This window comes from Sphingomonas sp. GC_Shp_6, from assembly GCF_026540835.1.
Taxonomy (GTDB): domain Bacteria; phylum Pseudomonadota; class Alphaproteobacteria; order Sphingomonadales; family Sphingomonadaceae; genus Sphingomonas.
Genome location: NZ_JALNUO010000007.1, coordinates 90,683 through 113,449 on the forward strand (window position 1 = coordinate 90,683; position 22,767 = coordinate 113,449).

At 66.7% G+C, this 22,767-nt stretch carries 23 protein-coding genes; 17 read left to right on the top strand and 6 right to left on the bottom strand.

Annotation, left to right across the window (positions count from 1 at the left end):
• Positions 1 to 332: 332 nt before the first annotated feature.
• On the top strand, positions 333 to 1,574 hold the full coding sequence (gene repC / locus OXQ95_RS10350) for a plasmid replication protein RepC (protein ID WP_267381475.1): 1,242 nt from the start codon (positions 333 to 335) through the stop codon (positions 1,572 to 1,574).
• A gap of 11 nt (positions 1,575 to 1,585) precedes the next feature.
• Here repC and OXQ95_RS18725 read toward each other — a convergent pair whose 3' ends face one another.
• Complete coding sequence (locus OXQ95_RS18725; protein WP_346731970.1) at positions 1,586 to 2,287, bottom strand: lytic transglycosylase domain-containing protein; 702 nt, start codon at positions 2,285 to 2,287, stop codon at positions 1,586 to 1,588.
• Between the two features lie 263 nt (positions 2,288 to 2,550).
• Here OXQ95_RS18725 and OXQ95_RS10360 point away from each other — a divergent pair, with 263 nt between their 5' ends.
• Positions 2,551 to 3,843: a hypothetical protein gene (locus OXQ95_RS10360; RefSeq protein ID WP_267381476.1), complete on the top strand. Its 1,293-nt coding sequence runs from the start codon at positions 2,551 to 2,553 to the stop codon at positions 3,841 to 3,843.
• Positions 3,844 to 3,846: 3 nt separating this feature from the next.
• Here the strand turns inward: OXQ95_RS10360 and OXQ95_RS10365 are convergent, their stop codons facing one another.
• The gene (locus tag OXQ95_RS10365) at positions 3,847 to 4,116 is read right to left on the bottom strand and encodes a hypothetical protein (RefSeq protein WP_267381477.1); all 270 of its coding nucleotides are present in this window, start codon (positions 4,114 to 4,116) and stop codon (positions 3,847 to 3,849) included.
• Positions 4,117 to 4,309: 193 nt separating this feature from the next.
• On the opposite strand from OXQ95_RS10365, the gene OXQ95_RS10370 reads away from it, so the two are divergent.
• The 14 genes from OXQ95_RS10370 (at position 4,310) to OXQ95_RS10435 (ending at position 17,943) form a co-directional block, all read left to right on the top strand.
• Complete coding sequence (locus tag OXQ95_RS10370) at positions 4,310 to 4,549, top strand: hypothetical protein (RefSeq protein WP_267381478.1); 240 nt, start codon at positions 4,310 to 4,312, stop codon at positions 4,547 to 4,549.
• Complete coding sequence (locus OXQ95_RS10375) at positions 4,546 to 5,403, top strand: toprim domain-containing protein (RefSeq protein ID WP_267381479.1); 858 nt, start codon at positions 4,546 to 4,548, stop codon at positions 5,401 to 5,403. Before OXQ95_RS10370 ends, OXQ95_RS10375 begins: the two co-directional genes overlap by 4 nt.
• 37 nt (positions 5,404 to 5,440) lie before the next feature.
• The gene (locus OXQ95_RS10380) at positions 5,441 to 9,652 is read left to right on the top strand and encodes a strawberry notch family protein (protein WP_267383263.1); all 4,212 of its coding nucleotides are present in this window, start codon (positions 5,441 to 5,443) and stop codon (positions 9,650 to 9,652) included.
• Positions 9,653 to 9,756: 104 nt separating this feature from the next.
• Positions 9,757 to 10,140, top strand: a complete 384-nt coding sequence (locus tag OXQ95_RS10385; protein WP_267381480.1) for a hypothetical protein — start codon at positions 9,757 to 9,759, stop codon at positions 10,138 to 10,140.
• 106 nt (positions 10,141 to 10,246) lie between these two features.
• On the top strand, positions 10,247 to 12,478 hold the full coding sequence (locus OXQ95_RS10390) for a ParB/RepB/Spo0J family partition protein (protein WP_267381481.1): 2,232 nt from the start codon (positions 10,247 to 10,249) through the stop codon (positions 12,476 to 12,478).
• Between the two features lie 89 nt (positions 12,479 to 12,567).
• Positions 12,568 to 13,473 carry a zincin-like metallopeptidase domain-containing protein gene (locus OXQ95_RS10395; RefSeq protein WP_267381482.1) on the top strand — a complete coding sequence of 302 codons (906 nt, stop codon included), beginning with the start codon at positions 12,568 to 12,570 and terminating at the stop codon, positions 13,471 to 13,473.
• A 22-nt stretch (positions 13,474 to 13,495) separates the two neighbouring features.
• A complete protein-coding gene (locus tag OXQ95_RS10400) occupies positions 13,496 to 14,128 on the top strand; it encodes a hypothetical protein (protein ID WP_267381483.1) in 633 nt (210 codons plus the stop codon).
• 11 nt (positions 14,129 to 14,139) lie between these two features.
• Positions 14,140 to 14,334 carry a hypothetical protein gene (locus OXQ95_RS10405; protein WP_267381484.1) on the top strand — a complete coding sequence of 65 codons (195 nt, stop codon included), beginning with the start codon at positions 14,140 to 14,142 and terminating at the stop codon, positions 14,332 to 14,334.
• Positions 14,325 to 14,846 carry a thermonuclease family protein gene (locus tag OXQ95_RS10410; RefSeq protein WP_267381485.1) on the top strand — a complete coding sequence of 174 codons (522 nt, stop codon included), beginning with the start codon at positions 14,325 to 14,327 and terminating at the stop codon, positions 14,844 to 14,846. The genes OXQ95_RS10405 and OXQ95_RS10410 overlap by 10 nt, the downstream gene beginning before the upstream one ends.
• Before the next feature lie 162 nt (positions 14,847 to 15,008).
• Complete coding sequence (locus OXQ95_RS10415) at positions 15,009 to 15,650, top strand: hypothetical protein (RefSeq protein ID WP_267381486.1); 642 nt, start codon at positions 15,009 to 15,011, stop codon at positions 15,648 to 15,650.
• 114 nt (positions 15,651 to 15,764) lie between these two features.
• A complete protein-coding gene (locus OXQ95_RS10420; RefSeq protein WP_267381487.1) occupies positions 15,765 to 16,085 on the top strand; it encodes a hypothetical protein in 321 nt (106 codons plus the stop codon).
• 51 nt (positions 16,086 to 16,136) lie between these two features.
• Positions 16,137 to 16,646, top strand: coding sequence for a hypothetical protein (locus tag OXQ95_RS10425; RefSeq protein WP_267381488.1), 510 nt, complete (start codon positions 16,137 to 16,139; stop codon positions 16,644 to 16,646).
• A gap of 111 nt (positions 16,647 to 16,757) precedes the next feature.
• Positions 16,758 to 17,621 carry a hypothetical protein gene (locus OXQ95_RS10430; protein ID WP_267381489.1) on the top strand — a complete coding sequence of 288 codons (864 nt, stop codon included), beginning with the start codon at positions 16,758 to 16,760 and terminating at the stop codon, positions 17,619 to 17,621.
• Between the two features lie 16 nt (positions 17,622 to 17,637).
• Positions 17,638 to 17,943, top strand: a complete 306-nt coding sequence (locus OXQ95_RS10435) for a hypothetical protein (RefSeq protein WP_267381490.1) — start codon at positions 17,638 to 17,640, stop codon at positions 17,941 to 17,943.
• Positions 17,944 to 17,979: 36 nt separating this feature from the next.
• Here the strand turns inward: OXQ95_RS10435 and OXQ95_RS10440 are convergent, their stop codons facing one another.
• Positions 17,980 to 18,432, bottom strand: coding sequence for a GNAT family N-acetyltransferase (locus tag OXQ95_RS10440; protein WP_267381491.1), 453 nt, complete (start codon positions 18,430 to 18,432; stop codon positions 17,980 to 17,982).
• Positions 18,433 to 18,505: 73 nt separating this feature from the next.
• A complete protein-coding gene (locus OXQ95_RS10445) occupies positions 18,506 to 18,913 on the bottom strand; it encodes a rhodanese-like domain-containing protein (RefSeq protein WP_267381492.1) in 408 nt (135 codons plus the stop codon).
• Between the two features lie 26 nt (positions 18,914 to 18,939).
• Between OXQ95_RS10445 and ftrA the strand changes: the two genes are divergently transcribed.
• Complete coding sequence (gene ftrA / locus OXQ95_RS10450) at positions 18,940 to 20,004, top strand: transcriptional regulator FtrA (protein WP_267381493.1); 1,065 nt, start codon at positions 18,940 to 18,942, stop codon at positions 20,002 to 20,004.
• 77 nt (positions 20,005 to 20,081) lie between these two features.
• On the opposite strand, the gene OXQ95_RS10455 is transcribed toward ftrA, so the two are convergent.
• Together OXQ95_RS10455 and OXQ95_RS10460 are read right to left on the bottom strand one after the other, a co-directional pair.
• Positions 20,082 to 20,963: a LysR family transcriptional regulator gene (locus OXQ95_RS10455; protein WP_267381494.1), complete on the bottom strand. Its 882-nt coding sequence runs from the start codon at positions 20,961 to 20,963 to the stop codon at positions 20,082 to 20,084.
• Between the two features lie 162 nt (positions 20,964 to 21,125).
• Positions 21,126 to 22,748 carry an FAD-dependent oxidoreductase gene (locus OXQ95_RS10460; protein ID WP_267381495.1) on the bottom strand — a complete coding sequence of 541 codons (1,623 nt, stop codon included), beginning with the start codon at positions 22,746 to 22,748 and terminating at the stop codon, positions 21,126 to 21,128.
• Positions 22,749 to 22,767 lie beyond the last annotated feature (19 nt).

Below are 22,767 nucleotides of genomic sequence, written 5' to 3' on the forward strand. Positions count from 1 at the left end.
GAGCACGACATTTTTCCGCATTTCGTCCGCAATAGCACGAGCCGCGGGCGCTTCCGCCAGCCGGGACCGAATGGCATTAATTCTTAACGCTCCGTGCGGCCGATCAGCGGCCCCGCAGGTCAGGAAGAAGGGGTAGCCGTGAGCACATAAACGAATGCCCGGCACGAAGGCCGGGCACCCTGAAACGCTCGAGTGGACAGCGTCGCCAAACGCTGACCGGTCCTACAGTGGACTTTCCTCCTAGCCGTTTCCGAGCCTCGGTTCAAGGGAGCGCACTTCGCGCCACGCCCCCGTTTTGCCTGCTGACGGCTCCTCGCATGAGGGGACGAACGATGACTCACGTACAAACGGCCTCGACGGGCCGTACCGGCGCACGCCCTATAACGGAGTGGTCTCGCAGGATCGCGCGCGACCTTGAAGCGCGCGCTGCGTCCGCGACCGACGTCGAGCGCAAAAGGCTGTTTGAGGTCCTACCGGCCGCGAAAGGCGCGATAGGGATCGGCACGGCCGCACTCGAGACGCTTCTCCACCTTATCAGCTACACTCGGCCGGATGACTGGAAGGGCTCTCGGTCTCCGTGCGTGTGGCCTAGCAACGCAACGCTAGCCGAGCGGGCCGATGTCACTGTCGGCGCGATCAAAGAGCGGTTGCGCCAGCTACGCCGGCTCGGGTTGATCGGCGCCCGAGACAGCGCTCATGGGCGCCGCACAGGCCGCCGCAACGATGCCGGGGAGGCAACATCAGCGTTCGGCATCGACCTCACGCCATTACGCATCCGGTTCGCCGAGCTGAGCGCAATGGCGGAGTCCCACACGGCTCAGCAGCGCCTTTTCAAAGAGGGCGCGCTTGAGATCGGGCGCGTTCGCAGGATGGTCGGCCAGGCGCTCGCTCAGGCCGCCGACCTGCGTCTGACCGGAAATCACTGGTTGGCGCTTCAGGATAAGCTTGCCGCGATCACGAGCGCCGCGGGAGCAGCGCGCGCCGTCAAAAGCAGCGACGCCTATTGCGAGGCTCTGAGCGCCCTTTCCGGGCTCGAGCGTCTGGTTGGCGAGACCGTTGATGCTTTCCTGTTTTGTGAAAATGAAGACGGGTTGGGGTCAAAAAACCGGCCTGATATACATATACAAACCAATCCCTCCTCTAACTTAGTACATGCTCGGCGAGATTGTAGTTCGGGGCCGGGCGCTCCTGAGCCCAACCAGCGTGAGATCAGGCCCACACCATCGGCCAGTCAGTTCAAGACCAGACCCGACGAGTTGATCGCCATGTTTCCGGTGACGGCGATGTACGTCAGCGCGCCGCGACCGAAATGGTCGGACCTCCACCGCGTGGCAGGGACACTCCGGCATGCCTTGGGTGTAAGAACGGGTACTTGGGTCGATGCGCTCGACTGCCTCGGTCCAGATGCCGCTACGGTTGCACTGATGGTGACCGCGGAACGCGAAAGCCGGAACGAGATACGCCTGACTGCCGGCGCTTACTTCGCCGGGATGGTGTCGAAGGCGCGAAAGGGAGAGCTGGATCTGGCCAAGAGCCTGTGGGCCTTTCGCCCCGAAACGGTGACGCGGCAGTGAGCTTCAGCGGGTTACCGGGCGGCTATGACCTCGGCATGAGGCGGGACGACCGGCGTGGCGAGCCGCTGCCAGTGGCTGATGATCGAAGAGACATAGGCTTGTGTCTCGGTGATCGCGGGCACCATGCCGCTCCTGACGCGCCCTGGACCGGCGTTGTAGGCGGCAAGCGCAAGCTCGACCCGTCCGAACCGATCAAGCTGCTGGCGCAAGTAGCGGGCACCTCCGCGCATATTCTGGAGTGGATCGTAACGGTTCACACCGAGGGCGCTGGCCGTACCGGGCATCAGCTGCGCAAAGCCGAAGGCCTGTTTCGACGACACCGCCGCAGGGTCGTAGCCGCTCTCCCGAAGGATCATAGCGTCGAACAATCCGACCGGGATGCCCTGCTCGCAGGCGACGCTGCTCATCAGGCCGTAATAGGCAGCGCGCCGCCTCTCGGCTGTCCCAGTGAGGAAGCCTGTCGGACGATAGGCCGCAGCTCCACAGCCGGGAACGAACGTCATCGTCGCCGGCACCGGCGCGACCGAGCGCATCCAGGCGGGCACAGCGATCGTGGACGTGAGAGCGATCGTGTTCGCCGGTCCCGCAATCGGCACCGGCGACGAGGGGAGAGCGGGCTCCGTGCCCATTTCGGCAAGAGCTCGCGCCATCCGGAACTCGACCGAGCGCCTGCTCAACTCGTTCACACCGAAGGGCTGCTCCTTCGCCGGCACGCTTGGCGCTGCTTCGGTTGGCGCCGGACTGCTCCCGACCGTTATCAGCTCGACCGAGCGCTGTGAGGCCGGTCGCACAGGTCGGGCATAGGCGCTTGTGGCGTAGACTCCGACCGCGACGATTGAGATTAGGAGCGACGACTTCTTCATCGGAACAGCCCTGTTATGCTGGTTTCGGTTGACTGGAGATCAGCGCGCTCGACATTGTCAATAGGGCGGCCCGGCCTCGAACAGCGCCGGAAGGGTCGCTCAGGAGCTGTCCGATGTGGCTCATCGACCGTGACACTGACGGGATCGGCGCGAGCCGGATACCGCTGCCGGCGCCGCTGCAGCAGGCGCTCGTGCGCTGGTACGTTGGGGAGGGAACACACCATGACGAGCAGGCTGGGATCACCCTCGTCCAGCAGGCGCGGATCGGCCACAAATGGATCGCTTGCGATTGTCTCGAGCAGGGCGCTCGTCCGCCCATTCTCACTCCGGCTTTCCTGTCAGAGGCAGACACCTACTATCTTCGCCGCCTCACGAGTTCCAAGCGTCCCGAACACCGGGCGGATTGCCCCTTCTTCCGTGACCAGGTGACGCTCCGCATCACCGAGGCCCGATCCAGGACGACGCCAGCGGATCCGCCCTCGGGCTTCTTCGAGGTGCTGCGGCCGGCGCCCGAGCGGCTCGCCCAGGCACCGGACGACGACACCAACGACGATCGCCATCGTCATGCGTCGACACCGCGGCTGGCGCGCCTGCTGTGGCGATTGATGGACGCAGGCGGCTCCAACCTCGTGGCCCCGCTCCGTTATGGCGACGAATGGTCGATCAGGACGGCCTTTGCGAACCTCGGCGCGGCCGCAGGCAAGATCGAGATCGCGCCGCGCATAGAGTTGGCGCGAGCCTTCTGGACCCATCCCCGAGCGCTGCAATCGAAGGCGGCCTACGCCCAACTCAGGGAACTCGCGGTACAATGGCCGAAGGATCACGCACCCCAAGGCTTCCTGCTGCTCTACGTGCCCCACTTCAAAGGCCACGAGATCACGCTGCCGGATGGCGACACCATCGCGATCGCCAACCGCGTCCAGTCACCATCGGTTCGCGGCAACCACATCGCCGGCCCTTACCTCGTGCTCATCGTGGTCGGCGAATATCCCGAGTCCCGGGGTTACGCGCCGCTCCGCGCCTACGCACAGCCGATCTTCAACGGCCGCCTGTTCGTGCCGGTTGAAAGCGACTTCGAGCGGAAGGCAGTCCGCAGCCTGCTGGATTGCCAGAAGATCCTCCATGCCCACGGCGTCGACGTCGCGATCGGCAAGCCCTTGTTCGATACCATGACGCGGCTAGGCCCGTGTCGGCCGGACTTCATGCTGGAGGCCCGCTCACGCACGACCGGCGAGGTGCGGACGCTGGTGATCGAGGCGATGGGCTTTGATACCGACGATTATCACGCAGCCAAGGCGGTGACCCATCCGCGAATGCAGTTGCTGGGAGACCTGCTGACGCTCACGCCGGCCGAGGTCGACGGAAACGATGCTCAGGCCAAGGTGCTGGCCGCTCTCGATATCTAGTCGTCAGCTCCAACGCAGCGTGGCCGCGAACCAGCAAACGATCCCGAGGGTCACCGGAGTCGAGAGGATGTAGAGCTTCTGCCAGCGCCACCACACCTTGGGCAGGAACAGGGTGGCGCCACGAACAGATCCGAGCTCGTTCCAGACCCGGTCTTTCCAAAGGCCATGAACTGTGACGCTGACCGAGAGCGTCATCGCGATAGCGCAGCACATGGCGGTCGCCAGATAGATCGCGGTCCAGTTGGCAATTTCGACCGGGCTGAACTGCGACATCGAGACCTCGATTTTAACGTCGGTTGCAAAGCGCCGCGAAGACGTGACGGTTCCGTTCTAGTGATAACAATGAGATTTTAGCGGACCGTAAACGTCTACGGGTCTCAACAGGGGAGGGGGAGGGGTGAGATTAGCGGTGGGATTGTCCACGCCGCGGCCGCCGGCTGTTCCAGCCGGTCAGCGAGGACCTCTCATGCCCCGCACCATTCTTGCGATCCGAGATCCGGGTTCACCCGACCATGTCAGCTTCCATGACGACGAAGCCGAGGCCCGCGCCGAGCTGGCGGCCTATGTTCGTCGCCAGCCTCCACGGGGTCGCGCCGTTCACCCTCTGGACGATGGCGAAGCGGTCACAGCTTGGTTCGGCGACCAGCGGGCGAAATATGCCATCGGCAAGGTCACCGTCCCGCCAACGGTAGGGCCGAGCTCATGACCCTGATCGCGAACCGGCCGTCTCAACAGATGGTCGACCTCGTCGGCGCGCTGGGCGGCACCTGGCACGGCAACACCGCCATGTGTCGCTGTCCGGCACATTCCGACCGGACGGCCAGCCTCTCGATCCGACAGGGCGACCGCGGCCTGCTGGTCACTTGCTTTGCCGGATGCGAGGCGGAGGACGTGCTGCGCGAACTGGGGCGCATCCCGCTCTCCCGCCGCTATGTGCCTCCTCCGGTCGAGCCGGCCACCCGTACCGCGAACATCGACCGCCTGTGGGCCGATGCGCGTCCTGTCCCGGGCACGCTCGGCGAGCGCTATCTATCGAACCGGCATCTTCTTCCGTTGCCGACCGACGTGCGCTTCCACCCCCGCTGTCCGTTGGGTCCGCGGCCGATCACGCGGTTTCTCCCGGCGCTGCTGGTTGGCGCGCGCGAAGGCCGACACCTGGTCGCGTTCCAGCGCATCTTCCTCGATCCGAAGACGGCCGGATATACGGAGAAGGCAACGCTCGGCACGCTCGGGCACGCCGTTTGGCAGGGCGGAGGCTTCGCGTCGACGATCGGTCTCGCCGAGGGCTTCGAGACCGCCCGCGCCTGGTCGCGGATCCGCGGCCACCCCTGCTGGGCTACATTCGGCTCCCGACGACTCGACCTCGTGGACGTTCCCGCCAGCGTCACGCGCCTGATCCTCGCCGGTGACAATGATCTCGCCGGCCGGCGAGCCATCGCGCGCGCGCTGGAGGCCTATGCCGGTCCCGGTCGCACCATCGAGGTCGACGTTCCGGACCGCCACAAGGATTGGGCTCAAGTGCTCGAGGCGCAGGAGAGGGGAGGGGGAGCGGGCGGTTGAGCCGCCGCAGTGGTGGCAAGATCCAAGGAGCGCCATCATGCCCGACCTGCTCGACATCGTCCCCGTCGACGAGCTGCCCGCCGCCCGCGCCATCGCGACCCTGCTTGCATCCGGCGCTTCCGTCGCCCGCAAGGACCTGAACGCCGCGATGATCGCGGCCTATGGCGGCTCAGACGCGGACGGCCGCTGGACGCAGCGCGACAGCTTCGAGGTCCTGGAACATTCGCTGGCACTCCATCTCGCATCCGGGGGCCTGCCGCTGACCGGCTTCGACGACGTCGCGGCCGCGAGCGCGCTGATGGAGCGCCTGCCGACGCAGACCGTCCGAAGCGAAGAGCAGTTGGACCTGCAGCAGTTCTCGACGCCGGCCGACATTGCCGCGATCGCGGTCCTGCTCGCGGCGATCGGCGCGGATGACATTGTTCTCGAACCGAGCGCAGGCAACGGCCTCCTGGTAGCGCAGGCGCCGAGCGCGGCCGCGCTGCAACTCAACGAGCTCGACCCCAAGCGGCGCGCGCGTCTCGCCAGCATCTTCCCGATCGCCACGATCACCGGGCATGACGCCGCGGCGCTGGTCAGCCTCCATGCCAGCCTGGCTCGGCCGACTGTTGTGCTGATGAACCCGCCTTTCGCGCGCAGCCTGGGGCGCGGCACCGACGACCTCGCCGCGATGCGCCACCTGCAGGCGGCGATCCGGCGTGTCGCCACGGGTGGACGGATCGTGGCAATCATGCCCGACTGGTTCACGCCCAGCGCGCGCGTGAAAGCCGCCTATGACGCGGTGCTGACCGGCTGCACGGTGCGGACCTCGCTCCGCCTGGAGAACTGCTACCGCAAGCACGGCACCAACATCGCCGTCCGGCTCTACGCCATCGACAAGCTGCCGGGGGCCAACACCACGGTCACCGTACAGCGCAGCTCGGTTGCTGCCTTTCTCGACGTGCTGGAGGTGCCGGCCCGTGCCGCGCTGGTGGGTGATACCCCGAGGTCCAAACCTGCGGTACAAAAGCCTGCGCTGTTCGGTGCGGCACGCTCGACCAAGGTTGCCGCGCCGCGGCCATTCCATGCGCCCGTTCGCAACAACGTCCTGCCGGTTGCCTATCAGACATTGCCGACGCCCGCGCCGCTGGCAGAGCAGGTCGGCGTCTACCTGCCGTACCGGCCGAGCCGCATCGTGTTCGATGCCGCAGGCGACCATCCGACGGCGCTGGTGGAGTCGGTCGCCATGGGTTCGATCCCGGCGCCGATCCCGACCCATGTTCCGCATCTGCCGGAACGCACCGTCAGCGAGCGGCTGCTGTCCTCCTCACAGCTCGAAACGGTGGTCTATGCCGGCCACGCCTGGACCCAGCTGATCCCCGGCAGCTTCGTGCCCGCCAAAGAAGGGGTGGGCCTGACGATCGATCCCGCCGGGCGCCGCTACCGGAAGGGCTTCTTTTTGGGTGACGGCACGGGCGCGGGCAAGGGTCGTCAGGTCGCGGCCTGCATCCTCGACAGCTGGCTCGCCGGCCGGCGCCGGCACATCTGGGTCAGCAAGAACGAACCGCTGCTGGAGGACGCGCGCCGCGACTGGACCGCGCTTGGTGGCCTGTCGGCCGACGTACAACCCGCGTCCAACTGGAAGATCGACCAGCCGATCGCGCTCGACGAGGGCGTGCTGTTCGTCACCTACCCGACGCTCCGCTCCGCCCGCGGCGACGCCAGCCGACTGCAGCAGATCATCGATTGGGCCGGTCCCGACTTCGACGGCGTGATCGCGTTCGACGAGGCGCACGAAATGGGCGGCGTCGCTGGTGGCGAGGGCGCGCTCGGCGCCAAGGAGGGATCGCAGCAGGGCATCTGCGGCGTGCTGCTCCAGAACAACTTGCCCGACGCGCGCGTGCTGTACGCCTCCGCGACCGGGGCCTCGGACGTCAACAATCTGGCCTATGCGGTCAGGCTCGGCCTGTGGGGGCCGGAAACCGCCTTCGCCGATCGCGAAGCCTTCATCGCCGAGATCCGCAAGGGCGGCATCGCCGCCATGGAGCTCGTCGCAAGGGATCTCAAGGCGCTCGGGCTCTACACGTCGCGCGCACTCAGCTTCGCCGGTGTCGAATACGAGGTGCTGCGCCACGGCCTGACCCCGATCCAGATCGAGATCTACAACAGCTACGCCGAGGCATGGGCGATCATCCACCAGAACATGGAAGCGGCGCTCGAAATGACCGGCGTGGTCGACCGCCTGAAGAACGAGACGCTCAACAGCGGTGCCAAGGCGGCAGCCCGCTCGCGTCTGGAGTCCACCAAGCAGCGGTTCTTCGGCCAGGTGTTGCTGGCGATGAAGCTGCCGACCGTCATCCCTGCGGTCGAGGGCCACATCCGCGCCGGTCAGTCAGTGGTGCTGCAGCTGGTCACGACCGCGGAAGCGATCCTCGATCGCCGGCTGTCGCAGATGACAGCCGAAGAGCGCGCCGATCCCGTGATCGACCTCAGCCCGACCGAGTATGTGATCGACTACCTGATGCGCGCCTTTCCGACACGCCAGATGCAGCCCTACACCGATGACACCGGCGCGGTTCACTCGCGTCCGATGGTCGACGAGGGCGGTCAGCCGGTCCACAATCCCGACGCGATCGCCGCCCGCGACGGGCTGATTGAGCAGCTGTGCGCGCTTCCCCCGATCAAGTCGGCGTTGGACGCGCTGATCGAGCATTTCGGCACCGACCAGGTGGCGGAGGTGACGGGCCGCTCGAAGCGGCTCGTCGCCGGCGACGATGGCCGGCAGAAGATCGAAATCCGTGGCAGCCGCACCAGCCAGGCTGAAGCGGCCGCGTTCATGGCCGGGACCAAGCGCATCCTAGTGTTCTCGGATGCGGGTGGCACCGGTCGGTCCTACCACGCCAGCCTTGATGCGGTGAACCGGGAGCAGCGGGTCCACTTCCTGCTGGAGCCGGGCTGGCGCGCCGATCGCGCGATCCAGGGGCTCGGCCGCACGCATCGCACCCATCAGGCGTCGACTCCGCTGTTCCGGCCGGTAACCACCGACTGCAAGGGCGAGCTGCGCTTCACCTCCACCATCGCACGCCGTCTCGACAGTCTGGGCGCGCTCACCCGCGGTCAGCGCCAGACCGGGGGCCAGAACCTGTTCGATCCCGCCGACAACCTCGAAAGCGAGTATGCCAAGGACGCGCTGGTCACCTGGTTCCACCTCCTCAACAGCGGCAAGCTCACCAGCACCACGCTCGATGATTTCTGCTCGCGCACCGGCCTGGAGATCCACGACAAGGATGGCGTGCTCAAGGACGAGCTGCCGCCCATCCAGCGCTGGCTCAATCGGCTGCTGGCGCTAGGCATCCCGCTCCAGAACGCGATTTTCGACGAGTTCCTGGCGCTGGTCGAGACCCGCGTCGCCGCGGCGCGACAGGCCGGTACGCTCGACGTGGGCGTCGAGACGATCACGGCCGACACCGCGACCCTTATCGACGACACCGTGCTGCGGACCGACCCGTTGTCGGGCGCGACCTCGCACCTGCTCACCATCGAGATCGCGCGTCGCAAGACGCCCATCTCGTTGGAGCGTATCCTCGACCGGGCAGCCTATGACGACGATGCGATGTTCGTCGTCAACGCCAAATCCGGCAAGGTAGCGCTCCGCACCAAGGCGCGGCCGTGGATGGACGAGGAGGGCAAGCCAATCCCGCGTCTCGAACTGCAGCGGCCCTGCCGGCGCGAGTATATGGGCGAGACCGACCTTTTCGAGAGCGCCTGGGAGCCGATCAACCGCAACGACTTCATGCACGCCTGGAGCGCGGAGGCGGCCGAGGCCGCAACCCAAGTCGATACCGAGACGGTGCGGCTCGCGACCGGGTTGCTGCTGCCGATCTGGTCGGCGCTGCCGGCGGACTCGATGGCGGTCAACCGCATCGTCGACGACGCCGGCAACAGCTGGCTCGGCCGCATCGTCTACGACCACAATGTCGCGCAGCTCTACACCAGGCTCGGCATCGCCAAGACCGACGAGCTTGACCCGGGCGTGATCGCCCAGGCGGTGATGGCTGGGCGGGTCGTCGACGTCACCCGCCCGTTCCCGCTGACGATCAAGCGGTCCCTGGTGAACGGGACACAGCGGCTCGAACTGATCGGAGCCCCGGCGGCCCAGCTGCCTTGGCTGAAGTCGATCGGCTGCTTCACGGAGATCATCGCCTACCGCACGCGCCTCTTCGTACCGGCACCGACCGCGGACGCGATCCTCAAGACGCTGCTGCAATAGCTGGTCGCCGGTCACCCAACCGGCAGCTGCATCCGGGCGCGAAAAGGACTCGGCCCGACTCACCCGCGCTAGGCCGTCATTAGCGGCCGGGATAAGGAACAGCCATGGAACGCGAGATCACCCACAGCTGCGGCCATGTCGAGCGTCACTTCGTCGGAGGCACATTCGCCAGTGATGCCGAGGCGCAGGCGCGCAAGCTTGCCCGCATGAAATGCAAGCCGTGCTTCAAGGCTAGCAAGAAGGCCAAGGCCGACATCCAAGCCGACCTCGATCGCACGACGCTCTCCGGCGTCGACCTGCCGGCGCTGACGGGTAGCGACCGGCAGGTCGCCTGGGCCGCGACGATCCGTTTGGAGCGTCTGGCGGCCCTGCACCGCACTCTGCCGGCCCGCACCGCGGCATTCGCGCCGGTAACGGACGCCAAATGGTGGATCGACCATCGCGGCTTGGATCTCGCCACCCTGCCGGCAACGGACCTGGCGGCTTAGCCCGGGTCATTGGTTCCGAAGCGCCGGGGCGACCCGGGGCCAAGAGGGAGGGGGAGGAGCTGGGGTGTCCGGAAGATGCCGGATCCCAGCAAGAAGGTGTTTCCCCATGATCCAGACCGTGAAGCTCGCCAAGCTCGTGCCCTCGGACCTGAATGTCCGGAAGACGCGCGATGAGGATACCGAGCAGTTCGCCGCCAGCATCCTCGCCATGGGCGTGCTGCAGAACCTGATCGTCACCCCGCTCAAGAAGCCTCGCGGCTCGTTCGGCATCGTTGCCGGCTACACCCGCTATGCGGCGCTGATGCTGCTCGCCTCCCGCGGCGACATCGACGCTGCCGACTACGACGTGCCGGTGAAGCTGATGACCGGCGACGACCTGTCGCTCTCCGAGGTGTCGCTGACCGAAAACTTCCAGCGTCGCGACATGACGCCCGCCGACGAATGCCGCGCCTTCGACCTGATCCTGTCCCAGGGCGGCGACGTCGATGGCGTCGCCAAGAAGTTCGGCGTCACCCGCCGCTTCGTCGAGGGTCGTCTTCGTCTCGCCAAGCTGGCGGAGCCGATTTTCGAGGCGCTGGCCGAAGGCCGGATCACGCTCGACCTCGCCAAGGCCTATGCCTCGACCGAGAGCCACGATCGCCAGCTCAGCGTCTGGAACGCTTATGGCCGGATGAGCCACTACGGCGCCGACAGCATCCGTCGCCTGATCGCGAACGAGTCGATGAAGTCGTCCGACCCGGTCGCGATCCTGGTCGGCGCCGACGCCTATGTGGCCGCGGGCGGCATCATCGACCGCGACCTTTTCACCGAGGCCGGCGACAAGTGGACGAAGCCGGAGGTGGCGCAGGCCCTTGCCGCCGCGCTGATGGAGACCGAGGCGCAGCGGGTCGGCACGGAACTCGGCCTGGCCTGGGTGCGGCCGATCGCCAGCGCCAGCAGCTACGAGGCGACCCGGACGCTGCACGAGGTCGACGTGCCGACCAGGCCGATGACGGAGGACGAGCAGGCGACGGAGATGCGCCTCGAGGAGCGGCTCGGCGAGATCGAGACCGAGATGGAATCGGGCGACGTCGACGAGGAGGCCGGCGCCGCGCTCGAAGCGGAAGTCGAGACGATCGAGGCGCAGCTCGGCCAGCTGCAGGCGAGCCTGCAGGTCCTGCCCCCCGAGATCGCGTCGCGCGTCGGCACGTTCCTGACGCTCTCGCGCGAGGGCCAGATGGTGCTCGACGACAACTTCTACAGCGAGACGCCGCTGACCATCACCATGGTCGAGCCGGAGACGATCGAGGGCGGCGAGACCGACGGCGAAGCTGGCGAGGGCGAGGTGGCGGCGCCGGTCGCCAGCCCGACCTTCTACATCGAGGAAGGCAGCGCGCCCTCCCGTGGCGGTGCGACCGCGCCGGTCGACCCGGACGCCGCGGCACCGGGCGGCAAGGCGCTCAGCCAAGTGCTGCTCGACCAGTTGTCGGTCCAGCGGCGCGACGTGCTGGGGGCGGCGCTGATCGCCAACCCGGCGCTGGCGCTCGACTACATGCTGTTCGCGATGGTTGACGGCCGCACCATGGGCGGCTCGGGCGACGGCACCACGATCTCGGCGTCCAAGCCGCAGGACCCGGTGATGTCGAACAGCGTGCCCGGCTCGCGCGCACACGACTACCTCGCCGAGGTGCATGACGGTCTGGACGCCTCGTGGGGCGTGCCCGGTGGCAAGGTCGAGCGGTTCGAGGCGTTTCGCGCGCTCGGCGACGAGGCCAAGGCCGCTTGGCTCGCCTGGATCGTGGCGACGTCGCTGGAGGCCAAGGAGCTCTACGGCAGCCACAAGCAGAACCCGCTCCAGAACCGGCTCGCGACTATCCTCGAAGTCGACGTCGCCAGCTGGTGGCGGCCGACGTCGGAGAACTTCTTCGACCGCGTGTCCAAGGGAACGCTGCTCTCGCTCCTGGACGATGTTGGTGGTCCCGCGCTCTCCGGCCGCCACGCCAGCAGCAAGAAGCCCGAGATCTCGGCCTCGTGCGAGAAGCTGTTCAGCGGCAACGCGATCGTCGAGACCGAGGTTAAGGACGCGGCGCTAGCCTGGGTCCCGGCCGCGATGCGGTTCAACGACACCGCGTCCGCCGACAAGGATGAGGACGGGGGCGACCTCGAAGGCTTGATCGGCGCTGACGACGAGGACGGCCTGGGCGGCGACGACCTCGCTGCGCTGGTCGGGGACGGTCCCGACGACGACGGCGAGCTGTCGATCGGCGAGGAGCGACCGAGCCCCGACGAGGGTGACGAGAGCGCCGGCACCGGCATCGACGAGGACGTCGAGGAGCATCAGCTGCTCGCGGCCGAGTAACTCGCCCCCGCATCTGCTGGGCACGTTGCCGCCGGCGCGCTCCCAAGGCCGCCGGCGGCCTTCTTCCGTCACCCGCCGGGATGCCTGCCATGGCCCATCTGCCCCAGAACAGCCGCGAGATCGCGGCGACCATCACCGACACCATCATCGCCCGCCTGGATGTCGGCACGCTGCCGTGGCGCCGCGGCTGGTCGCTGACCGGCGAGGGCGGGCGACCGCTCCGCCATGAGGGCACGCCCTACACCGGCATCAACACGCTCTGGCTGTGGGCGACCGCCGAAGAGCGCGGATATCGCAGCCGCTACTGGATGACGCGCCGGCAGGCCGAGGAGCTCGGCGGCCGGGTCCATCGCGCCGCCCGCGCCTCCATCTCGGTCTATGCCTCGACCTTCCGCAAGGCTGGCCGGCCGACCCTGACGGGCGAGGCGACCGCGGCACTGATCCGCTTCCTGCGCTCATACCTGGTCTTCAACGCCGACGAGGTCGAAGGCCTGCCCGCCTATTATTACGTCCGAGACGTGCCGCCGACGCCGCTCGCGCTGTCGCAGCGGCAGGAGGCGATCAACAGCTTCTTTTTCTCGATCCCGGCCGTGGTCCGCCACGGAGGCGACCAGGCCTATTTCTGCCCTGGCACCGACCACATCCAGCTGCCGCGCCCCGGCGCCTTTCGCTCGGCCGACGCCTACGCCTCCACCCGAGGCCACGAGACCGTTCACTGGACGGGGCACGGCGCCCGGCTCGATCGCACGTTCGGCAAGCGCTTCGGTGACCAGGCCTATGCCATGGAGGAGTTGGTCGCCGAGCTCGGCAGCGCGATGATCTGCGGCGAGCTCGGCCTACCGACCGAACTCCACGATAGCCACGCCAGCTACATCGACCACTGGCTGCGCATCCTGAAGGCCGACAAGTCCGCGATCTTTGTCGCCGCCACCAAGGCCGAGCAGGCGGTCACCTTCCTTCGCAGCTTCGCCGCGTCCGTTTCGGCCGCGGCCTAAACCCCCAACCAGGAGACCCATCATGGGTTGGCTCAGCATGCAACGCTTCCACATGGGCGGACACGCGACGCCCAAGGCCTATTTGGATGCGCAATTCACTTACAGCCGCGATCGTGAGGACGGCAGCACCTATGCCATGCGCGTCCTCGCCAGCGCCTGCGTCGGCAACCGCGTCTGGTACGCGGCCGCCCGCGTCGAGCGCAGCGGCCAGGAGCCCTATGTCATCGCGCTCGTGTGCCTGGTTCGCTGGAGCCCGCAGGCCAAGGACGGCTACGTCTTCGCGTACAAGGACATGGAGGAGTCCATGGGGCCGTGCGAAGCCGAGTGCCCCGAGCGTATCCTCGGACTGCTCACCCCGACGACGAACGAACATGCACTCGACTGGCGCAAGCGCTGCCGCGATCGTCTGCGCTTGCGTTCCCGAAAGATCGAGGATGGCATGCACATCCGGCTTGCAACGCCACTGACCTTCACCGACGGCCATGTCGGCGCGGAGTTTATCGTCGTGAAGAATGGCGGCTCATTGAGCTTCCGCCCCGCCAGCGGTCATGGCCGCTACCACATCCGCAACTTCCGCGCCCTTGCCTATGAGGTGGTGCCGCAGCTCAAGGTACATCGTACCGTCTTCGCCGCGTCGTCCGCCACTCCAGCCTGACGAGAACCGCCATGCCCGACATTCTGCCCCTCTCGCCGCTCAGGCGGCAACTATGCAGCTACGACAATGCGGCGCGCGTTGCCGGCGCCATGGCGGACGCCGGCCTGGACGTGGCCATCGTGTCGACGCTCGATCCGCTCCAGCCCTGGCGCATCGTCGAGCCGGTGGAGCAAGCGACCGAACCGAGGATCCTCGAATGCGCCTGATCTGCATCGCCCTCCTGCTCTCGTCGTGCCACCGCGCGACCACCGAGGCCGGAAACGGCGACGCGATGACCGCCAAGGCACACGCGATCGATGGCGACACGGTCGCGGTCGACTACCGCCTGCTCGGCGCCGACGCCTTCGAGAAGCACCAGCTCTGCCGACGTGCCGACGGGTGCTGGCCCTGCGGCAAGGCCGCGCAGGACTTCACGTCCCGTCTGCTCAAGCGTTCGGAGATCACGATTCGGACGGTCGGCACCGCAAGCTACGGCCGGCCGGTGGCGACCGTCGACGTCGACGGCGAGGATCTTGGGCAAGCGCTGATCGAGAACGGCCTCGCCGTGCCCCGACCGAGTTTCCTCAAGGCGGACCCGGCGCGCGCGTCGCGCTACCAGGCCGCCTACGATCACGCCGTCGCCGCACACACCGGCGCGCATGCCGGCTCCTTTCTCGACCCGGCCGACTGGCGTCACGGCAAGCGCCTCGCCTGTGAAGGGGCTCCTTCCGACGACTAGCGCCTCGCTTCGTGCTTTCGCGGACGGATTGGCGCAGCCCGCGAGACCGGAAACTTCTTTCCGGATTCAGGCAACATCTTTCCGAGCCGAGCCGGTGCTGCGGAGGGGAGAGGGAGTGGGCTGGCGGGCGTGACGATGCGCTCGACAGACCGGGAGCCCCCGATGAACTTCGACACCGCGCACCGCCACCAACAGGCGCTCGACCCCAGCGCGCTCACCACTATCCGCACGACGCTGCACGCGATCGAACAGGGCATCATCGACTGCCGCAACGCCGGGGTCGATCCCGACACGGATCCGGCCGTCGTGCTGCTCGCGCGCCACCTGGCGGTGGTGTCCAGCAACCGCGCCAGCGAGGCCGTGCTGCAGGCCGCCTGCCGGCGCCGCCTGGGCGACATCGAGCGCTTCCCGGCGCTGCTCGCCCTCGCGATCGGCGGGGTCGCCTATGACGCGGCCGCCAAGGATCGCTTCCACAAGGATGGCCGCAAGGCACTGCGCCTGTTGGCGCAGGCCCTGACGCTCGCGCCCGACAGCCACACGGTTTCCTCGTGGATGGGGGACGCCTCGCAGTCCGGTGCCGTGACGCTGGTAAGCCGCGTGCTTTCGGTAACGCTGCGGGTCGGCGGTCTCCATGAAGGTCGGGAGGTGAGCTATCGCGCGATCAAGGGCGGCGTGGAGCAAGCACCCCATTTCGCGGCCGTCCGCGTCCTGCTCGACCCGCAACGCTTCGCCGACCGCCTACGGCGTGAGCTGATGGTGCCTGCGATCGAGGAGACGCCGGCGCAGAAGCTGCTCACGGCCTGAACTGGTTGCTCGACCAGGGAACGCCGTCCACCATCGCATCGACCCGCCTTCGCTGGTAGCTTCCCATCAACAGGACCAGCCACGCTCCAGTACCGTCTAACTCGGAGAGCTGAAATGAGCCGTCACGTCTTTCCAGGCCATACCGGCGCCACCTCCGTCACCCTCGGATGGGACCGGCCCCTCAACACATTCTTCGTCCAGGTTTTCCGCCCCGACCCCGACGACGAGGGCGAGGAGACGAGCTTCATCTGGCAGGGCACCACCAACGGCGAACTGCCGAGCCCGGCCGCGGCGATCGACATCGCACGCCCATGGGCTGACTTGCCCGACGATATCGGTCGCACCCTCGAGCTCGACCGGCTGAAGACCAGCGCCACGGGCGACGGCGTTGCCCAGATCGCGGCCAAGCGCTGGATCGAGGGCAATCGAAGCTAGGAGCGGAGAGGGCGAGGGCGATCGATCCGTTCCGGATCGACGGAGATCCCCATGCCCGACATCATCGATCTCGGCGGTGCGCCCGCTGAAGCCGAATGCGCCCAGCTCGGCCAGACGGCCAACTTCGCCGCGGTGAACATCTTCGAGGTCGAGATCTATCGCCTCGCTATCATTGCGCGTTACGGCGCCCCGCCCGAGGGATGCCGCCTCGCCGAACTGGCGAACGACCACGACTTCGGCACCTACCGGACGCTCACCCTCCGTGTCGCCGACGGTGCCGGCCCGGAGGCGCAGGCCTATGCCGACGCCGTCGAACCGGGTCTCGCCACCTGGTTGGAGGCCGGCTTCGCGCCTCCCGTGACCTACACGGGCAAGACCGCGACCATCCCGCGCAACGACCCGGTCGAGCTCGTGATCGGCGCGCTCCACACGTCTCGGCCCGACGCCGATGGCCGCTTCGCTCTGCCCGATTTCGAGGTGATCCACGGGAACCTCACGCGCGCCTTTCCCGAGGTCGCGGAGACCGCACGCGCGCGCATGACGGCAGCGGCCGCCTCCTGATCCCGTAGCCACACAGGGACGGTGCATCGGCAGACCCCGGCACCGCCCTTCACGAACATGGAAGGGACCCACATGTCCAACACCTTCACCTAGGCGGCGTTCACGCTGCTGATGAGCCGCGAAGATGCCGCCCTACTCCGCACCGCGCAGCAAGCGGCCGACATCCTCGACACGAACGGCGACGACGCCGATCTCGCCGCCGGCTTTGACACGCTGGACGAACGCGGCATCACCCACGAACTGGTCCGCTACCAGCCCAAGCGGTTCAAGCATTGGCCGCCCTACTACTCGCTGCTGGAGATGGCGCTGACCAACGCCACCCTGCCGAGCAAGAGCATGGACGGGTCCAGCTGCAGCCTCAAATACAAGAAGGCACCCCAGGACGCTTTCCTGCGCACATGGGCTCCGGCGGTCGAGGCGTGGGGCAGGGGCCAGAAGGTCACCCGCCTGATCGGCTTCGACGCCGGCGTGCGCGACACGCTGCGCGCATCCCATGCCGCCACGATCGAGGATCCGCTGTACGACTATGACTATCCCCTGCGGCGATGGGGATGGGACCGGGACGCCTGTACCCGCCGGATCGAGGCCGCGGGCCTGCCGGTGCCGCCCAAGTCGAGCTGCTGGTTCTGCATCGGCATGACGCCCGACGAGGTCCGCGAACTGCCGACCTGGTGCCTGCGGCTGATCGTGCTGGTGGAGGCCCGTGCCGCGCCGCGACTCCACACCGTCGAAGGCCTATGGCGCAAGACGACCCGCGCGCGCCCGGGCCGCATGACCGACTTCATCCGCCGCGACCGGCTGCTGCCATCAGCCGAGGTAGACCGCATCTGGCGCGATGCGCCGGCCGACCTCATTCGCTTCCAGGACGTCGCCGCCATGATCCCAGTCGCGGAGCGTCCGACCATGGCGGACTGGCTGGAGCGCTTCAACGCCGGCCTCGCCGTTGCCACCCAAGGCCTCGATCTGGCCGCCTGACCCGAAGGAGGTTCAAATGGACGTTCACTCCACCGCACCGGCTGCGACCGGCACCGCAGCTGCCGCGATCGAGCCGATGCTGATTCTTTCCACGGCTCACCTCACCGAGGAGACCTGCAACCTTTTCTTGGCCGATTACGCCGGTCCGGCATGGCGCAAGGGCGACTATGGCTGGTTCGTCTACGTGCCCGAGGACGCCGACAGCGAGCTGCCGCCGGACCTCACCGCCTGCCTGGCACTCGCGCGCGAGAAGGCTGCTTTCTGGGTGATGTTCGATCGCGACGAGGCGCAGATCGAGGAGTTGCCCGCCTACGAATGGTAGCCGGCCTCTGCGCCATCGCCGGACTGCTCCACGAGATCAAGCCAGCGCCGGCAACGGTCTCGATTGGGATCGTTGATCGAGAATGTGCGCTTGCATGATGCGTAGCGTGAAGCGCTCTTTCGGCACCATCACTGCTCCTTCGCGAAGGTAGAAACGAATCGCGTCCTTGTTCCAGTTGGGTGTCTGCCACTGCATTTCGGATATCTCCCGTTCCGCCGCATGTGCGCGTACAGCTTCCAGTAGAGCGGCCCCGATCCCACCACCCCGGCAGCCCTCCTGCACGAACAGGCAGTCGAGGTGCAGGAACGATCGCCCCGTCCATGTCGAGAAATCCAGCGTAGCGGTAGCATAGCCGACAAGCTGGCCTGCCTGCATGGCGACCCAGCCTAGAAGAAGAAACGGCGGCTCAAGGGCGGAACGCAGGGCGGCTACGCTGACGCTGGTTTCCCCCCGCTCATATGCGGCGTGGCTGCGGATCAGCGGGAGCATCGCTTCCGCGTCGGCCCCGCTGGTGGGACGGACATGGAAGCCATGCTTAATGGAAGCGGTTGCCGGAACAGAGTCAGGCACTCGGCTGGCCGCTTTCGAGCGGAAAACCTTCGTCGATCCAACCCGTCACGCCCCCCGTCATGATCTTCACGGGCCGCGACAGCCGCGCCAATCGAAGCGCGCCTCGCGCTGCGCCATTGCAATGAGGTCCGGCGCAGTAAGTGACGAACATGGTGTCCGCCGGCCACGCCGATAACTTGGAAGCGATGATCTTGCCGTGAGGCAGATTGATCGCGCCCGGCACATGGCCTTTGGCGAACAGGTCGGGACCACGCACGTCGAGCAGCACGAAGCCGGAATCGCGCTGAGAAAGCGCCTCATGCACGTCCCAGCAATCCGTCTCAAACCGGAAGCTGCCAGCGAAATGAGCCTCAGCCTCGGGGGCAGGCGCTGCGGGTATGTCGATCACGGCATTGGGCACGGGTCACCTCCTGTTAATGACGCCTTGTGGACGATCTCTCCCGGCACTCGCCATCGGCTGGATTGCCGTTTATCGAAAGGATTAGGCCAACGGCCCCCAAAGCTCCTAACCGCCTCGTTGTCGCTCTCGCCTATGACGGGCTTTGCACGTTCGAGTTTGGCATCACGGCGGAGGTGTTCGGTCTTGCGCGCCCGGAGATGGGTGCTGACTGGTACAGGTTTGTGTCCTGCGCTGAACGCCCCGGCCAATTGGCAACCAATGCCGGGCTGGCGGTCCAGGTCGATCACGGCCTCGATACGCTGGCCGAAGCCGGGACGATCGTTGTTCCCGGCTGGCGATCGGAAGGCGAGCCCCCATCGGGACGCCTGCGCGAGGCCCTGCTTGCCGCACACGCGCGAGGGGCACGGCTAGTCTCGATCTGCTCTGGCGCTTTCCTGCTAGCGGCGACGGGGCTGCTGGATGGCCGTCGCGCAACAACGCACTGGCGCTACGCCGAACGCCTGCAAGCTGCTCACCCAGCGGTCCTCGTAGATGCCGACACCCTCTATGCGGGTGACGATCGTCTTTTCACCTCCGCCGGATCGGCGGCCGGCATCGATCTTCTGCTCCACTTGGTGCGCATGGACTTCGGCCCGGATGCGGCGAACAGCGTTGCGCGACGCATGGTGGTCGCGGCGCATCGCAGCGGGGGGCAAGCTCAGTTCATCGAACGCCCGGTGATGGCGCGATCGGATAGCCCGCTCGGGGGTTTGCTCGACCGGCTGCGGAGCGATCCGGCGGTGCCGTGGACAATCCACCGAATGGCCCGCACTGCGGGCATGAGCGAACGCACGCTTGCGCGACGCTTCCGGGAAGAAACAGGGGACAGCCCCTTGGCATGGTTGACTATGCAACGGATCGCGCTGGCTCGTGATCTCCTTGAGACGACGAACCTGCCCATGGAACATATTGCCGATAAAGCAGGCATGGGAAGCGCGACCAATCTGCGGCTGCACTTCACTGCGAATGTCGGCATACCGCCAAACCTCTACCGCAAGCAATTCCGCCGGGCGGACGCCACACCCAACTTCGCGCTGCGCGGCGTGTCATGACTTTTCCGATTAGGATCGAGTTTCGAGAATGCTCACCGTCCGTTCGGCCAGGAAGCTGGCCTGACGAAATCTGCTGGTCAGACGGGAGCGTGCAGGGCGCTCACCAGCGTGTCGAACACGACCTTGTAGCGGACTGTCGTCCTCAAATCTTCGTGCATTGCGATCCAGAGCGGTAGCGTAAAGGTCACATTCTTCAGCACCCGCACCAGCGCCGGATCGCGCTGTGCGACCGCTACTTGGCACAAGCCGATACCGAACCCCGCGCGCAGGCATGCGAGCTGCGTCAGATTGCTGTCGGAACGCAGCGCAAAGCTGCTCCGCTCCAAGCCGGGCACGGCGGCGACCATGGTGCGCAGGGCCGGCGTCTCGGTGTCAAACCCGATCAGGTCGTGCCCGGCAAGCCCGGCCAGATCGGCCGGCGTGCCGCGCCGATTTAGATAGTCCTGGCGCGCGTGGAAGCCGAGGTCGATGGGAGGCAGACGGCGCGCGACCAGCGCGCCCTGTGTCGGTTCAGTGTTGCGGACGGCGATGTCGGCCTCGCGGCGCAACAGGTCGTCCACCCGGTCGGTCAGCGCCAGCTCGATGGTGAGCGCGGGGTGGTCGCGTCGCATCCGCGCCAGAACCGGTGGCAGGTGCTCGACGCCCGCCACCTCGCTGGCGCTGATCCTCACCGTTCCCGCTACCTCGCCCATTGTGCCGCTCGCGGTGCGCAGCAGCGCCGCGGCTGTGGCCGCCATGGTTTCGGCATGCGGGCGCAGCGAGGAAGCGAGGTCGGTTGGCACCAGGCCGCGTTGCGAGCGTACGAGCAGATCGGCGCCTAGCGCGGCTTCGAGTGCATCGACGTGACGCGCCACGGTCGGCTGGGTCAGCCCCAACCGACGCGCCGCGCCCGACAGCGAGCCATCCTCGATCACCGCGAGCAGCGTGCGGTATAGCGCCCAGTCGGGATTAGCGTTCATCCATATCCGTGTAGCAGGTCAACGCATTACCACGCTGGCCTTGGCCGGGATGGACACAAAGGAAACGCCTTAGTCGGCCGCAACAGACAGCCTCCCCCGCGTATCGAGAATGGTGATGCAAAGAGCTGCGGCGGCGCTGCGCAGGCAGCGATGCTGCTCCAATCAGCGATTGTCTTCCTGGATCAGGTCGGACGCCCGCCAGGAGGCGGCCATGGTCGGTGCATTGGTGTTGCCTGATGGAATTTCGGGAAACACCGAGCAGTCCATCACACGCATGCCTTCGACGCCCCGCACGCGCAGTCGGTGATCAACCACGGCGTCGTGTCCCGGACCCATCGCGGCCGTGCCGACTGCGTGGTAGCCGGACTGTCCGTGCTTGCGGTACAGACCAAGGATCTCATCGTCGCTCTTCGCATCGCGTGTTTCTTCCGTCTCTCCTACAACCAAGGAACCGAACGCCTCCGCCGCCACGATGTCGCGCATTGCTCGGGTCCCGGCGATTGCGTTGGCCCGGTCATCGTCAGTGCCAAGATAGTTGGCATTGATCGACAGCGGCGCGGCAGGATCGTTCGACGTAATGTGGACGCTGCCCTTGCTGGTCGGACGCAGAAGATAGGAATAGCATTGCATGCCTGGCTCCTTCTCAAAGCCGATCTGACCCTTGGGGCCCTTCTCCACCGTATAGGGGTTGAACATGATCTGCGTATCGGCCCGCTTCGAGGCCGGATTGGCGCGGATGAAGGCGATCGCCTCTGCGGCGCCGATCGCCATGGGCCCGGTGCCGCTCGCCATGTAGCGGGCGATGTTGCGGAACAGGCGCCAGCCGCCGAACTCGCGGTTCTGGCTGTCCCGCCACTCTCTCAGCCGGAAATTGAGCGGCAGCGTCAGATGCTCATGCATCTGCTTGCCGACATTGGGGCTGTGGTGGACGACGGACACGCCCGCCGCACGTAGAACCTCGCCATCGCCGATCCCTGAAAGCTCCAGCAGCTTCGGCGAGGCAAGCGCCCCCGCGCACAGGATGACCTCGCGGCGCGCCCGATACTCGACCGGGTGGCCACCCCGCGTCGCTGACACACCGATCGCACGACGGCCCTCGATCATCACGCGCTCGACCGTGACATGGGTGTGCACCGTCAGGTTGCGTCGCTGAGCGGCTTTCTTCAGGAAAGCGCGCGCCGAACTGACGCGGCGTCCGCTGCGATCGATGTTCCACTGCGCATAACCAACGCCCTCCAGTTCGGGACCGTTCTGGTCCGCCTTGAACGGCAACCCCTTCTCCGTACCCGCCGCAACGAAGGCGTCGGCAAGACGATTGCTATAAGGGTTGGTGTTGATTTCCACCGGCCCTCCAGCACCACGATATTCGTTGGCACCGAGTTGGTGATCTTCGAGCTTGCGAAGGTAAGGCAGCATCGTGTCCCAATTCCAGCCGGAAATTCCCATCTCCTCCAGCCGGTCGTAATCTTCGCGCCCCGAGCGGATCCACACCATCCCGTTGATGGCGCTGGAGCCGCCCAGCATCTTGCCGCGCACCCAGGTCTCCGCCGGGTAAAGGGACGCGGCATCATGCTGGATGGGGAAGAAAGAAGCACGATGCGGATCACCGACCAGCATACCATAGCCCTTGGGCATACGGCTGATCCAGCTATCCCCAGGACCTTGCTCCAGCAGCAGGACGCGGTGACGCCCGTTCTCCGACAATCGCTCGGCCATCACCGATCCGGCAGAACCCGAGCCGACGATGATGAAGTCATAGCCCTGGTCGGTGATCGCTTTGGTCATTGTAGCAGCCGCCTGAAAG

What these genes read in the sequence shown, in the direction of transcription:
- OXQ95_RS10380 (WP_267383263.1), top strand. Translation starts at nt 5,441, where the DNA reads ATGCCCGACCTGCTCGACATCGTCCCCGTCGACGAGCTGCCCGCCGCC.
- OXQ95_RS10410 (WP_267381485.1), top strand. Translation starts at nt 14,325, where the DNA reads ATGCGCCTGATCTGCATCGCCCTCCTGCTCTCGTCGTGCCACCGCGCG.
- OXQ95_RS10420 (WP_267381487.1), top strand. Translation starts at nt 15,765, where the DNA reads ATGAGCCGTCACGTCTTTCCAGGCCATACCGGCGCCACCTCCGTCACC.
- OXQ95_RS10390 (WP_267381481.1), top strand. Translation starts at nt 10,247, where the DNA reads ATGATCCAGACCGTGAAGCTCGCCAAGCTCGTGCCCTCGGACCTGAAT.
- OXQ95_RS10460 (WP_267381495.1), bottom strand. Translation starts at nt 22,748, where the DNA reads ATGACCAAAGCGATCACCGACCAGGGCTATGACTTCATCATCGTCGGC.
- OXQ95_RS10395 (WP_267381482.1), top strand. Translation starts at nt 12,568, where the DNA reads ATGGCCCATCTGCCCCAGAACAGCCGCGAGATCGCGGCGACCATCACC.
- OXQ95_RS10360 (WP_267381476.1), top strand. Translation starts at nt 2,551, where the DNA reads ATGTGGCTCATCGACCGTGACACTGACGGGATCGGCGCGAGCCGGATA.
- OXQ95_RS10405 (WP_267381484.1), top strand. Translation starts at nt 14,140, where the DNA reads ATGCCCGACATTCTGCCCCTCTCGCCGCTCAGGCGGCAACTATGCAGC.
- OXQ95_RS10435 (WP_267381490.1), top strand. Translation starts at nt 17,638, where the DNA reads ATGGACGTTCACTCCACCGCACCGGCTGCGACCGGCACCGCAGCTGCC.
- OXQ95_RS10415 (WP_267381486.1), top strand. Translation starts at nt 15,009, where the DNA reads ATGAACTTCGACACCGCGCACCGCCACCAACAGGCGCTCGACCCCAGC.
- OXQ95_RS10365 (WP_267381477.1), bottom strand. Translation starts at nt 4,116, where the DNA reads ATGTCGCAGTTCAGCCCGGTCGAAATTGCCAACTGGACCGCGATCTAT.
- OXQ95_RS10385 (WP_267381480.1), top strand. Translation starts at nt 9,757, where the DNA reads ATGGAACGCGAGATCACCCACAGCTGCGGCCATGTCGAGCGTCACTTC.
- OXQ95_RS10430 (WP_267381489.1), top strand. Translation starts at nt 16,758, where the DNA reads ATGAGCCGCGAAGATGCCGCCCTACTCCGCACCGCGCAGCAAGCGGCC.
- OXQ95_RS10425 (WP_267381488.1), top strand. Translation starts at nt 16,137, where the DNA reads ATGCCCGACATCATCGATCTCGGCGGTGCGCCCGCTGAAGCCGAATGC.
- OXQ95_RS10370 (WP_267381478.1), top strand. Translation starts at nt 4,310, where the DNA reads ATGCCCCGCACCATTCTTGCGATCCGAGATCCGGGTTCACCCGACCAT.
- repC (WP_267381475.1), top strand. Translation starts at nt 333, where the DNA reads ATGACTCACGTACAAACGGCCTCGACGGGCCGTACCGGCGCACGCCCT.
- OXQ95_RS10400 (WP_267381483.1), top strand. Translation starts at nt 13,496, where the DNA reads ATGGGTTGGCTCAGCATGCAACGCTTCCACATGGGCGGACACGCGACG.
- OXQ95_RS10440 (WP_267381491.1), bottom strand. Translation starts at nt 18,432, where the DNA reads ATGCTCCCGCTGATCCGCAGCCACGCCGCATATGAGCGGGGGGAAACC.
- OXQ95_RS10455 (WP_267381494.1), bottom strand. Translation starts at nt 20,963, where the DNA reads ATGAACGCTAATCCCGACTGGGCGCTATACCGCACGCTGCTCGCGGTG.
- OXQ95_RS10375 (WP_267381479.1), top strand. Translation starts at nt 4,546, where the DNA reads ATGACCCTGATCGCGAACCGGCCGTCTCAACAGATGGTCGACCTCGTC.